At 71.6% G+C, this 12,409-nt stretch carries 14 protein-coding genes; 13 read left to right on the top strand and 1 reads right to left on the bottom strand.

What is annotated here, in order from left to right; genetic code table 11:
• The first annotated feature begins 38 nt into the window (after positions 1-38).
• From ACIBTX_RS00150 to ACIBTX_RS00140, 3 genes are all read left to right on the top strand, one after another.
• Entirely contained in the window at positions 39-854 is an 816-nt protein-coding gene (locus ACIBTX_RS00150) for a hypothetical protein (protein ID WP_357130141.1), read from the top strand.
• 2 nt (positions 855-856) lie between these two features.
• Positions 857-1,828, top strand: a complete 972-nt coding sequence (locus ACIBTX_RS00145; RefSeq protein ID WP_396831738.1) for a nucleoside triphosphate pyrophosphohydrolase — start codon at positions 857-859, stop codon at positions 1,826-1,828.
• Between the two features lie 90 nt (positions 1,829-1,918).
• A complete protein-coding gene (locus tag ACIBTX_RS00140; protein WP_357174967.1) occupies positions 1,919-3,538 on the top strand; it encodes a DUF885 domain-containing protein in 1,620 nt (539 codons plus the stop codon).
• Between the two features lie 67 nt (positions 3,539-3,605).
• Here ACIBTX_RS00140 and ACIBTX_RS00135 read toward each other — a convergent pair whose 3' ends face one another.
• Positions 3,606-4,298, bottom strand: a complete 693-nt coding sequence (locus ACIBTX_RS00135) for a hypothetical protein (protein WP_357174964.1) — start codon at positions 4,296-4,298, stop codon at positions 3,606-3,608.
• Between the two features lie 213 nt (positions 4,299-4,511).
• Between ACIBTX_RS00135 and eno the strand changes: the two genes are divergently transcribed.
• The 10 genes from eno to ACIBTX_RS00085 all read left to right on the top strand — a co-directional run bounded on the left by eno (position 4,512) and on the right by ACIBTX_RS00085 (position 12,394).
• The gene (gene eno / locus ACIBTX_RS00130; protein ID WP_355048850.1) at positions 4,512-5,795 is read left to right on the top strand and encodes a phosphopyruvate hydratase; all 1,284 of its coding nucleotides are present in this window, start codon (positions 4,512-4,514) and stop codon (positions 5,793-5,795) included.
• Positions 5,796-5,875: 80 nt separating this feature from the next.
• Entirely contained in the window at positions 5,876-6,517 is a 642-nt protein-coding gene (locus ACIBTX_RS00125) for a septum formation initiator family protein (protein ID WP_357174961.1), read from the top strand.
• Between the two features lie 34 nt (positions 6,518-6,551).
• Positions 6,552-7,109, top strand: a complete 558-nt coding sequence (locus ACIBTX_RS00120) for a DUF501 domain-containing protein (RefSeq protein ID WP_357130126.1) — start codon at positions 6,552-6,554, stop codon at positions 7,107-7,109.
• Positions 7,106-7,627 carry an amino-acid N-acetyltransferase gene (locus ACIBTX_RS00115; protein ID WP_357130123.1) on the top strand — a complete coding sequence of 174 codons (522 nt, stop codon included), beginning with the start codon at positions 7,106-7,108 and terminating at the stop codon, positions 7,625-7,627. Before ACIBTX_RS00120 ends, ACIBTX_RS00115 begins: the two co-directional genes overlap by 4 nt.
• Positions 7,628-7,780: 153 nt before the next feature.
• Complete coding sequence (locus tag ACIBTX_RS00110; RefSeq protein ID WP_357130413.1) at positions 7,781-8,713, top strand: Ppx/GppA phosphatase family protein; 933 nt, start codon at positions 7,781-7,783, stop codon at positions 8,711-8,713.
• Positions 8,714-8,781: 68 nt separating this feature from the next.
• Entirely contained in the window at positions 8,782-9,114 is a 333-nt protein-coding gene (locus ACIBTX_RS00105; protein WP_007455685.1) for a PadR family transcriptional regulator, read from the top strand.
• A complete protein-coding gene (locus ACIBTX_RS00100) occupies positions 9,111-10,118 on the top strand; it encodes an HAAS signaling domain-containing protein (protein WP_357130120.1) in 1,008 nt (335 codons plus the stop codon). Before ACIBTX_RS00105 ends, ACIBTX_RS00100 begins: the two co-directional genes overlap by 4 nt.
• A 130-nt stretch (positions 10,119-10,248) precedes the next feature.
• Positions 10,249-10,776: a hypothetical protein gene (locus tag ACIBTX_RS00095; protein ID WP_357130117.1), complete on the top strand. Its 528-nt coding sequence runs from the start codon at positions 10,249-10,251 to the stop codon at positions 10,774-10,776.
• Between the two features lie 201 nt (positions 10,777-10,977).
• Entirely contained in the window at positions 10,978-11,661 is a 684-nt protein-coding gene (locus ACIBTX_RS00090) for a dienelactone hydrolase family protein (RefSeq protein WP_357130114.1), read from the top strand.
• Positions 11,654-12,394 (top strand): uracil-DNA glycosylase, encoded by a 741-nt coding sequence (locus ACIBTX_RS00085; RefSeq protein ID WP_357130111.1) that lies wholly within the window; start codon positions 11,654-11,656, stop codon positions 12,392-12,394. The genes ACIBTX_RS00090 and ACIBTX_RS00085 overlap by 8 nt, the downstream gene beginning before the upstream one ends.
• Positions 12,395-12,409: the final 15 nt, after the last annotated feature.

The raw sequence follows: 12,409 nt of genomic DNA, 5'->3' as shown, positions 1-12,409 counted from the left end.
CGTCACAGCGTGGGAGAGGGCATGAGAGAGTGACCGGTATGCGTGCTCGCCGTGTGATCGTCGCCGCCAGCGTCGCGGCCCTGGCTGCCCTCTCCCTCGCTGCCTGCGGCAGATCCGCGCCGAGCGTCGCCGCCTATGTCGGTGACACCACCTACTCGGTGGACCGGGTCGACACCCTCTTCGCGGAGGCGCAGGCGAAGTACGAGACGAACGCCCGAGCGGCGTTCGCGCAGCAGAACGGCCCGTCGGCAACTCCCTCGCCCGATCAGCTGCGTTTCAAGGCGACCCGGCAGGACATGCTCAACCTGCTCGTCGGCCTCGACCTCGCCAAGCGAGTGGTCGCGGAGAAGAACATCACGGTCAAGGACCAGATCAAGGCCGACGAGTTGGGTCAGAGCCTCCAGGTCCCCGGCTCCGAGTACGCGAAGCTCGCGGCCGACTGGTACAACCACTTCTCCGCCCTGCAGGCGGGTCTGCCGCCGGCCGAGCTGACCGACGACGAGCGTTCGGCAATCTACGACGCTCTGGTGAAGAGCGGGGTCGCTTCCGCCGGTTGGTCCGTCGAGGAGCAGCGCGAGCGGTTCGGGGCACCGGAGATCGCTCCGCAGGTGAACGCGGTGGTGGCGCTCAGCACGGCCTTCAAGGAAGAGGTCAAGCGGGAGGACGTCACCGTCAATCCGCGCTACTCGTCGTTGGAGATTCCGGCCCTGTTCCAGGTGCCGAACCAGGGCACTGCTCTGTACGACCTGCCCTACCTGGACCGGGCCAGCAGCACGGTCACCGACGTCTCCACCCCGGACGTGTCGCCGTCGCCGTCGAGCCCCAACCCGGACGCCGAGGGTACGGCCAGCTGAGCATGACGGCACGGATCGTCCTGCTGGTCACCTCGCCCCGGCTGCCGGCCGGCCTGCTGACCTCGGCCGCCTGGGACGTCGTACGCCAGCATCCGGTGCTGACCGGCGCGGAGAGCGAGTTGACCACGGCCGTGCGGCAGGCGGGCGCCGAGGTGACCGTCGTGGCCGGCCCGGCCACGCAGGCGTTGCTGGACATGGTCGCGGCGCACGGTACGGCGGTCTGGCTGGCCGGACCGGCCGGGGACGAGTCGCTGGCCCGGGAGTTGGGTCTGCGGCTGGCCCGGGAGCCGGGGCTCGCCGAGATGGAGCTGATGTACGGCTCGTGGGATCCGCCGGGGGCACGGCTGCTCGACGCGGTGGCCGTGCTGGACCGGCTGGCCTCGCCGGGCGGTGACCCGTGGAAGCGGGCGCAGACGCACCGTAGCCTCGCGGGTTACCTGCTGGAGGAGAGCTACGAGGCGTACGACGCGATCAGCGCCGACGACACCGACGCGCTCCGCGAGGAGTTGGGCGACGTGCTGCTCCAGGTGGTGCTGCACGCGCGGCTCGCCGAGGAGCTGCCCGAGGGTGAGCGGTGGAACATCGACGACGTGGCCGGTGGCCTGGTCGACAAGATGATCCGGCGCAATCCGCACGTCTTCGCCGGTGCGGAGGCGGGCACGCTGGAGGAGATCACCGCCAACTGGGAGCGGATCAAGCGGGTCGAGAAGGCGCGCGACTCGGTGTTGGACGGCGTGGCGCTCAGCCAACCTGCCCTGTCCCTGGCCGCGCAGATCCTCGCCCGCGCCGCCCGCGCCAACCTGACCGTCGAAACCCCGTCCCCCGACACGGGGCTGGACGAGGAGGAGCGCCTAGGCGCCACCCTCCTGACCCTGGTCTCAGAAGCCCGCAGGGCCAACCTCGACCCCGAGGCAGCCCTGCGCCGCGCGACCCTGACCCACGCCGAATCCATCCGCGCCGCCGAACGAGGTTGATCAAGAGGTTCGCGTCAGGATCCGGCTCGTATCTGACGCGAACCTCTTGATCAACACGGCTGGGTGCGGGGTGGTCGGTAGGGTTGTCCGGTGGAAGCGTTTGGGGTACTGGCTGAGCGGGTTGTCGAGGCACTGCTGGAGGCGCGGCCGGGGGTTGCCACCTCGGCTGGCGATCATCGGTTCGACGATCGGCTTCCTGACCTGTCCGCCGACGCGTTGGCCGCCGACCGGGTGATGCTCACCGACGCGGCGAACGCACTCTCCGAACTGGACCCGGACGCGCTCGACGTCGACGAACAGGTCGACCACGCGCTGCTCACCTCCTTCGTCGACCGGGAGCTGTTCGAGCTCACCGAGATCCGGTCGCACGAGTGGGACCCCCTGTTCCACAACCCCGGCCCGCTGCTGCACCCCCTGCTGGCCCGCCCGTACGCCCCGGCCGAGGTGCGCCTGACCCAGCTCGTCGGTCGGCTCGCCGCCGTACCGGATGCCCTCGCCACCGCACGCGCGACGCTGCGGGACATGCCGCGGATCCACGCGGAGACGGCGGTCGGGCAGTTCACCGGCACGGCCGTGCTCATCCGTGACGAGCTACCGGGCCTGATCGCGCAGGCGCCGGGCGGCTTCGAGCGGGTCGAGCCGGCGGCGACCGCCGCGATCGCCGCGCTGGACGAGTTCGTCGCCTGGCTGCGGGTCCGGTTGGCCGCCGACGCCGGGCCCGGCCGCGACCCGCGCCTGGGCCGCCGACGCTGGGAGGCGCGGCTCTGGCACACCCTCGACACCGAGCTGGGGGCCGCCGAGATCCAGCGCCGGGCCTGGGCCAACCTGGACCGGGTCACCGAGGAGATCCGCGCGGCGGCCGTCGAGCTGGTCGGTGGTCCGGCCGACGACGAGACGGTACGCCGGGCGCTGGACCTGTTGGCCGCCGAGCACCCGGACGACTCGACGATCGTCGAGCTGGCCGGTGTGACCCTGGACGAGGCGACCGATTTCGTCCGGCTGCACGACCTGGTCACCCTGGTCGACGACCGGTGCGTGATCCAGGAGATGCCGGAGTTCGCGCGGGGCGTCGCGGTGGCGTACTGCGACTCGCCCGGCCCGTTGGAGACCGCGGCGGTGCCGACGTTCTACTGCATCGCGCCCACCCCGGCGGACTGGTCGGCGCAGCGTGTCGACTCCTTCTACCGCGAGTACAACGATCACATGGTTCGTAACCTGACCGTGCACGAGGCGATGCCCGGCCACTTCCTCCAGCTCGCCCACGCCCGGCGGCACGTCGGCGGCACGCGGGTGCGGGCGTTGGCCCGCTCCGGCCCGTTCGTCGAAGGCTGGGCCGTGTACGCCGAGGAGCTGATGGCCGGTCTCGGCTTCGGCGGTCTGCCGGTGCGGATGCAGCAGCTCAAGATGCAGCTCCGCATGACCATCAACGCGCTGCTCGACCAGTTGGTGCACGCCGAGGAGCTGCCCGAGGCCGAGGCCATGGCGTTGATGACCGGTCGTGGCTTCCAGGAGGAGGGGGAGGCCGCCGGCAAGTGGCGCCGGTCCCTGCTCACCTCGACGCAGCTCTCCACGTACTTCGTCGGGTACAGCGAGGTGGCCGAGATCGCCGCCGCCCGCCCGGAGGGGGTGTCGGCGCGCGACTGGCACGACGCGATGCTCGCCCACGACTGCCCGCCGCCGCGCCACCTGCGCGCCCTGCTCGGCGTCTGACGCCCGCCGGGCCGTCGGACGGTCACCCGTCGCGCCGGCACAGCCAGCAGGAGCCGGGGGTACGACGTCAGGAGCCGCCGGGGCGGTTGTCGACGACGCCTGCTCCGGCGGGCGGGTCGAACGCGTCCTTCTCGACCGACTCGGAGTAGTCGCTCAACGCCAGCTCCATTGGTTTGCCGTCGACCGAGCCGAGGAAGCTGCCGAGCACACCCTCGGTGGTCACGCAGGCGCTGAAGTCGCCGTCCGAGCGCTGTACCTCGACGCAGGCGGCGTGGTGCCCGGCGACGGTGGTGTCGCTCTGCTTGATCACTGCCTGCGGGTCGAGGGCGGCGGCGGTCAGCAGGCCGACCACCACGGGCGGGGTGACGAGACCCTGCTGGTTCGCCTCGTCGAACAGCGCCACCGTGGGCTTGCTGCCGGGGGTGGGTGGCGCGACGAGTGTGCACGCCATCCGACCGCCGGTCGCTGTGCAGCGGGTGACGGCGTCGGGGGTGACGGTGAGCCGCCCACCCGGGTAGGTGTAGGCGGAGCGGGCCGGGTCCTGCGCCTGGACGATCGCGGCGGTCTGGCCGCCGGGCAGTTGGTAGTCGGCCGTGTAGGTCAACTCCAGTGCCCGGTCGAGGCGGGCGGCGAGGTCGTTGACGAGATCCGAGCGACCCATGGCGCTGCCGGCGTCCTCGAATGTCTGACAGCCGGTGACCGTGAGCGACGCGATGACCGACACGGCGAGCATGCGGAGGGTGGTCGTGGCGGCGGGCATGGCGACCAGCCTGGTGGATCTAGTCCGCGCAGCGCAAACCCGTTGCCGGTTGACGCCCGGAAATACGGGAATGTCCGTCACCGCGGGGCGACTCGGGTGCGCGGGCGACGCCGTGCCCGATCTCGTCGCCCGATACGCTGCGTTCAACACCTGCCTCAGCCGCACCGTCGCGGCCCACCCACGGACCGGATCACAACAACGAGGAGCGACTCAGTGGCAACCATCGAGGGAATCGTCGCGCGGGAGATTCTCGACTCGCGGGGCAACCCGACGGTCGAGGTCGAGATCGGCCTGGACGACGGCACGGTGGCCCGCGCCGCGGTGCCCTCCGGCGCCTCCACCGGCGCGTTCGAGGCGATCGAGCTGCGCGACGGTGACGCCGACCGTTACCAGGGCAAGGGCGTGGAGAAGGCGGTCTCCAACGTCGAAGACAAGATCGTCGACCAGCTCATCGGCTACGAGGCCAGCGAGCAGCGGCTCATCGACCAGAAGATGCTCGACATCGACGGCACCGACAGCAAGTCGGAGCTGGGCGCGAACGCCATCCTCGGGGTCTCCCTCGCGGTGGCGAAGGCCGCCGCCAGCAGCGCCGAGCTGAGCCTCTTCCGCTACCTGGGCGGCCCGAACGCGCACCTGCTGCCGGTGCCGATGATGAACATCCTCAACGGTGGCGCGCACGCCGACTCCAACGTCGACGTCCAGGAGTTCATGATCGCGCCGATCGGCGCGCCCACCTTCCGCGAGGCGCTGCGCTCCGGCGCGGAGGTCTACCACGCGCTGAAGTCGGTGCTCAAGAAGAAGGGCCTGTCGACCGGGCTCGGTGACGAGGGTGGCTTCGCGCCGAACCTGCCCACCAACGCGGCTGCCCTGGACCTGATCGCCGAGGCGGTCGAGAAGGCCGGCTACCGGCTCGGCACCGACATCGTGTTCGCGCTCGACGTGGCGGCCACCGAGTTCTTCGAGAACGGCACCTACACCTTCGAGGGCGCCGCGAAGTCCGCCGAGGACATGAGCACCTACTACACCAAGCTCGCCGACGAGTACCCGATCGTGTCGATCGAGGACCCGCTGGCCGAGGACGACTGGTCCGGCTGGCAGACGCTGACCGCGTCGATCGGCGACCGGGTGCAGATCGTCGGTGACGACCTGTTCGTGACCAACCCGCAGCGCATCGCCCGTGGCATCGCGGAGAAGGCCGCCAACGCCGTCCTCGTGAAGGTCAACCAGATCGGTTCGCTGACCGAGACCCTGGACGCGGTGGACCTGGCCCACCGGGCCGGCTTCAAGTGCATGATGAGCCACCGCTCCGGCGAGACCGAGGACACCACCATCGCCGACCTGGCGGTCGCCACCGGCTGTGGTCAGATCAAGACCGGCGCTCCGGCCCGCTCGGACCGGGTCGCCAAGTACAACCAGCTGCTCCGGATCGAGGAGGAGCTGGCCGACGCGGCGCGCTACGCGGGCGCGGGTGCTTTCCCGCGTTACCGTTCGGCCTGAGTGGGGTTGCCGGGAGGCCCCAGGTGGGGCCTCCCGGCGCACGTACGCGACAGACGTAGCCTCGGGGGAGGGGTGTGACGATGCAGCGCCGCACACCGGGTGGTCAACGGCCCGCCCGCCGACCGGGTCAGGCTGGCCGGCCGGGTGCCGGGCGGGCCGCCCGCGGGTCGCTCCGGGACGCCGGCGTACGCGCCGAAACACGCGGCGCCGCCGGTCGCGCCCCGGGCACGGTCCGGGGCGCCGAGGGCGGACGCTCCGCGAGTCGTCCGGCCGCCGCCCGGCGTACCGCCGCCGGTGGCGGTGCCGTCAAGCGGCTCGCCGCACCCCATCCCCGTCGCTTCACCGGGCGGGCCACCGTCCTGTTCGCGGTGCTGATCGCGCTCGCCCTGGCGTACACCTACCCGGTGCGGGTCTACCTCGACCAGCAGGCCGACATCGAACGGATGGAGGCCGCGCAGACGGCGCAGGAGAAGGAGATCGCCCGACTCGCCGCCGAGGCCGCCAAGTGGCAGGACGACGAGTTCATCGAGACCAAGGCCCGGGAGCGGTTCTTCATGGGCCGGCCGGGCGAGAAGATGATGGTGGTCATGAACGACGCCGAGGGCGCGGCCCGCGACGCCGGCAAGCCGGCCGGTTCGGGTGCCCCGGCCGGGCCTTCGACCTGGTACGACACCCTCTGGTCGAGCGTACGCGCGGCGGACAGCCAGCAGCCGGGCAAGTGATCCACCGACCAGCACACCAGGAGAGACGAGCACCGTGACTGTCGTACCCCCGTCGGAGTCGGCGGCGGATTCCGTACCCCTGCCGCAGCGGGAACCGGCGACCGAGGCCGACCTGGCCGCGGTGGCCGCGCAGCTCGGCCGCCCGCCCCGGGGCACCCGGGCGGTGGCCCACCGCTGCCCGTGCGGCCTGCCCGACGTGGTGGAGACGACGCCCCGCCTCGCCGACGGCACCCCGTTCCCGACGTTGTTCTACCTGACCTGCCCCCGGGCCACCGCGGCGTGCAGCCGGCTGGAGTCGGCGGGGCTGATGCGGGAGATGGCCGACCGGTTGGCGACCGATCCGGAGCTGGCCGCCCACTACCGGGCGGCGCACGAGGACTACCTCGCCCGCCGGGACGCGATCGGTGAGGTGCCGGAGATCGCCGGCATCTCGGCCGGTGGGATGCCGGGCCGGGTGAAGTGCCTGCACGTGCACCTCGGCCACGCCCTGGGCGCCGGCCCCGGCGTGAACCCGTTCGGCGACGAGACGTTGGCGCTGGTCGAGCCCTGGTGGACGGCGGGGCCGTGCGTGGACGTGCCCGACAGCGAATGACCACCCAGGCCGAGGGGCAGATCCTGCTGCGGCGTGCCCGCACCGGGGACGTGCGGGGCATCCGTCGACTGGTCGACACGTACACCAACGACCGGCGGCTGCTGAGCAAGGCCACCGTGACCCTGTACGAGCACGTGCAGGAGTTCCGGGTCGCGGTCCGGGCCGACGACGGCGTCGTGGTGGGCTGCGGGGCGCTGCACGTGATGTGGGAGGACCTGGCCGAGATCCGTACGGTGGCCGTGGATCCGTCCTGTCGAGGTCAGCACATCGGGCACCGGCTGGTCGGCGAGCTGATCGCCGCGGCCCGGGAGCTGGGTGTGGCACGGATCTTCGTGCTGACCTTCGAGACCCAGTTCTTCGGCTCGTTCGGTTTCCGCGAGATCGACGGCGCGCCGGTGCCGCAGCCGGTCTACGAGCAGCTGCTGCGCTCGTACGACGAGGGTGTCGCGGAATTCCTGGACCTGGAGCGGGTCAAGCCCAACACGTTGGGCAACACCCGGATGCTGCTGCGGTTGTAGTCACCGTTCGACGTCGAGCTGTCGGGCGCCGACCGCTCGGTTGAGCGTGATGCCGGTGCGTCATCAAGATGACCCAGAGGCATCACGCTCATCGGAGACTGGCCTCCCGGCGTCGGTGGCGGGCTGTCGTAGGGTTGCCGGGTGACGACGCGTGTGGCGGCCATCGACTGCGGGACCAACTCGATCCGACTGCTGGTCGCCGACCTGCCGGAGGAGTCGGCCGGGCCGCAGGCCCCGCTGACCGACGTGACCCGGCGGATGGAGATCGTCCGGCTGGGTCAGGGGGTGGACCGGACCGGCCGGCTCGCCCCGGAGGCGATCGAGCGGACCCGGGTGGCGCTCGCGTCGTACGCCGCCGACATCGAGAAGTTGGGCGCCCAGCGGGTGCGCATGTGCGCGACCTCCGCCTCGCGGGACGCTGCCAACGCCGCCGACTTCACCGAGATGGTGCGGCAGACCCTCGGCGTCGCGCCCGAGGTGGTGAGCGGCGACGAGGAGGCCCGGCTGTCGTTCACGGGGGCGGTGCGCGGGCTGCCGGCCGACGCCGAGGAGCCGTTCCTCGTCGTCGACATCGGCGGCGGCTCGACCGAGTTCGTGGTCGGTGACCGGGCCGGTGTGCGGTCGGCGATCTCGGTGGACATCGGCTGCGTCCGGATGACCGAACGGCACCTGGCGGGTGACCCGCCGACGCCGGAGCAGGTCGCGGCGGCGGAGGCCGACGTCGCCGCCGTCGTGGACCGGGCGCTCGCGGCGGTGCCCGGCCGCGAGGCGGCCACCCTCATCGGCCTCGCCGGTTCGGTCACCACCGTGGTCGCCATCGCTCAGAACCTTCAGGAGTACGACCCGGAGCGCATCCACCACGCCCGGGTGTCGTACGAGGCGGTGGCGCGGGTGACTGCGGACCTGCTGGAGCGGACCAGCGCGCAGCGGCTGGAGATCCCGGTGATGCATCCGGGACGGGCCGACGTGATCGGTGCGGGGGCGCTGGTGCTGCGCGTGATCATGGAGCGGGCCGGCATGCCCTCGGTGGTGGCGTCCGAGCACGACATCCTCGACGGCATCGCCTGGAGCCTCCAACCCGTCTGATGCTGATCGACACCCACACATCGGCGAGTCGTTGACGCTACTTCGCATTGCACACTAGTGTGCAATGCGTGGACACCACACAATTGTTGAAGGGCGTGCTCGATCTGGCCGTCCTGGCCGTCCTGCGCGAAGAGGACGGTTACGGCTACGACATCCTGCGCCGGCTCCGCGAGGCCGGCCTGGAGGAGATCGGCGACGCCTCGGTCTACGGCACCCTGCGCCGTCTCTTCGCCGCCGGTCTGCTCACCACCTACGTCGTGCCGAGCGAGACCGGGCCGCACCGCAAGTACTACTCGCTCAACGCCGCCGGGCGTGACCAGTTGACCCGCTCCGGCAAGCTCTGGCGCTCGTTCGCCACCACCATGGACACGCTGCTCGACGATCGGGGGCTGGCGGCATGACCGTCATGGAGCAGGAGATCACCGACTACGTGGCGCGGGTCCGGGCCGCACTGGCCGACCTGCCGCCGGATCGCCGCACCGAGCTGACCGAGGACCTCGCCGACCACCTCACGGAGGTCGCCGCCGAGGCCGAGGGCACCCTCGTCGAGCGGCTGGGCGAGCCGGAGGCGTACGCCGCCGAGCTGCGCGCCGCTGCCGGCGTCGGTGTCGGCGGCGGTCGCAACCTGGACCACCGGGTCGCCGCCGCCGTGGTCCGGGTCCGCAGCCGCCTGCGCGCGCTCGACTCCCGGCTCGGCCCACCCCTGGGGTACGCGACGGCGAGCGAATTCCTCCGTCTGCTGCGCCCCGCCTGGTGGGTGCTGCGCGGCTACCTGGCGGCCATGCTGCTCACCGTGATCAGCACCGGCGGCAGCTTCGGGGTGCTGCCCCGCTTCGGTGGGGAGTTGCTCGCCGGTCTGATCATGCTGGTGGGCTTCGTGCTCGCCTCGATCTGGCTCGGCCGCCGTTCGGCCCAGCTCACCCGCTGGCCGCGCTCGGCGGTGCAGGTCGGCAGCGCGGTGCTCGTCGTCTTCGCGCTCTCCGCTCTCATGCAGGCCGAGGACCGGATGCGGTACGGCGACTACGGCATCGATCCGACGTCGATCAACGACCCGTACAGCCAGGTGCGGGACGTCTTCGTCTACGACAGCGAGGGTCGGCTGGTGGAGAACGCCCGGCTCTTCGACCAGAACGGCAATCCGATCCGGCTGGGCTACCCGGACTGTGAAGGCCGCGTCGACGAGTACGGCAACCCGCTGCTGCGGCCGTACCCGTACTGCCCGGACCGGCCGCCGTTCGGGCCCCGGGGTCCGCGACTGCCCGAGGCGTCGACCAGCACGCCGTCGGCCAGCGAGTCACCCACCGGCACGCCGACCCCGACCGTGACGCCGGCAAGCCCGAGCGCAGCGCCGGCAAGCCCGAGCGCGACGCCGAGTGACGAGCCGACCCCGACCCCGACGAGCTGAGGGGCGATGTGAACCAGATCATGCACGCGATGCTGGGAAATAGCTGAACGGACGAGGCGAGCGGGACGGCACCGGAAATCAATGATCGTTACGGTGTCGTCTGCTCATTCATCCCTCGGAAGGAACCCCCGTGTCAGAGCAGGTCGCACCGCCCCCCGCGTCCGACGCAGCGCCGGCCCAGCCGGCCGCCGAGACGCCGGCCCAGCCGGCCGTCGGCACGCCGGCCCAGCCGGCCGTCGAGACGCCGCCGCCGGCCGAGCCGGAGGGTAAGTCCGGCGGTAAGAAGGCGCTCGGCATCATCGGCGCGATCGTCATCTTCCTCGTCATCGCCGGCCTGAAGTTCGGCCTCGGCACGGCCATCGGCAACTTCGTGAACAAGGACGAGACCGCTGACGCGAAGGCCGGCGACTGCATCGCCGAGCTGCCCGAGATCAAGGGGGACAAGGAGGAGAAGGTCGACGGCGCCAAGGTCGTCGAGTGCACCTCCACCGACGCCGCATACAACGTGGTCGGTCGGCTCGACGGGCAGACCGAGACCCAGGCCAAGTCCGAGACCACCTGCAACGAGTTCTTCAAGGAAGGCCAGGAGGGGTACGTCTTCTACAGCATCGAGTCGGGCAAGAAGGGCTACGTGCTCTGCCTGACCAAGAAGGCCTGATAACACGCCTGAAGCACCGATGACGGCGGCGGGGAACATTCCCCGCCGCCGTCGGCGTACCCGCAGTCAACGCCCGGCGAACGGGAGGTAAATGCCACTGTTCCGACGTCTTCCCGGCCGGGGTCACGGCGTGGCAGGCTACCGGCACGTAGGACCACTGGGCGACCAGCCAACGATGACTGACCGCTAGGAGGACGGCCGATGGGCGACATGGTGAGCTACCGCAGCAACGGGGGCACGAGCGAGGGGTATCTCGCGATACCCGCGAGCGGCACGGCCAGCCCGGCCGTCATCGTCCTGCAGGAGTCGTGGGGCCTGGTCCCGCACATCCGGTCGGTCGCGGACCGGTTCGCCGAGGCCGGCTTCGTCGCCCTCGTCCCGAACTTCCGGCACGACACGGAGACCAACCAGGCGGCCGAGGCGCAGCACGAGTTGGCGACGCGAGTGGCCGAGGCGGCGAAGGACGTCGCGGACGCCGCCGACTACCTCGCCGGGCGTCCCGAGGTCACCGGCAAGGTCGGCGCGGTCGGGTTCGGCGCCGGTGGCAGCCTGGCTCTCAAGTCGGCGACCCGCTCCGAGCGGATCGTGGCCACCGCGGGCTTCTATCCCGCCCTGTCGGGGGAGTCGATGCGTTCCGACTGGGTCGACTACGCCGGCAAGGCGGCCATCGTCCACTGCTCCGATCAGGACGGCACCTCCACCGACGAGGGTGTGCAGGCCGTACGTCGCGCCGTCGAAGAGGCCGGCGGCACCTGCCAGCTCTACGACTACCCGGGCACCTCGCACGGGTTCTTCGACGACGACCGGCCGGAGGCGTTCGACCAGCGCGCCGCCTCCAGCGCGTGGGCGCGCACCCTCGAACTCTTCCGGGCCAAGCTTGGCTGAGTCCCGTACCCCCGATCAGGTCGTCGCCCGTGCCGCGCGGGCGGCGGACCTGGCCGATCTCGACGCCGCGGTCAGCGACTGTTTCGCCTGCCCCCGGCTGGTCGGGTGGCGGGAGGAGGTGGCCCGCACCCGGCGGGCGGCCTTCCGCGACCAGGAGTACTGGGGTCGGCCGGTGCCCGGATTCGGGCCCGGCGACGCGCGCATCGCCATCCTGGGCCTCGCGCCCGCCGCGCACGGCGGCAACCGCACGGGCCGGATCTTCACCGGCGACCGCTCGGGCGACGTGCTCTTCGCGGCCCTGCACCGGGCCGGCCTGGCCAACCAGCCGACCAGCGTCGCCGCCGACGACGGGCTCACCCTGCGGGACACCCGGATCTTCTCGGCCGTCCGCTGCGCGCCGCCGGACAACAAGCCCACCCCGGACGAACGGGACACCTGCGCGCCCTGGCTGCACCGTGAGGTCACGCTGATCCGACCCACCCTGCGCGTCGTGGTCGCGCTGGGCGCGTTCGCCTGGGCCGCGTGGTGGCCGGTGCTCCGCCACGTGTACGGGCAGCGCCCGCCCAGCCCGCGACCGGCGTTCGGCCATGGGGCACACTGGTCCGGCGCGGCCGTGCCGGAGTTGCTCGGTTGCTACCACGTCAGCCAGCAGAACACCTTCACCGGGCGGCTGACACCGGGGATGTTGGACGACGTCTTCGGCCGGGCCAAGCAGCTGGCCGAAGTGGACTGAGGACGCGTGGGGTGG

The sequence above is a fragment of the Micromonospora sp. NPDC049359 genome (genome assembly GCF_044466585.1).
In the GTDB taxonomy this organism is placed as follows: Bacteria; Actinomycetota; Actinomycetes; order Mycobacteriales; family Micromonosporaceae; genus Micromonospora.
The sequence above is the reverse complement of the archived record's forward strand: the minus strand, read 5'-3'. Positions and strand labels throughout refer to the sequence as shown.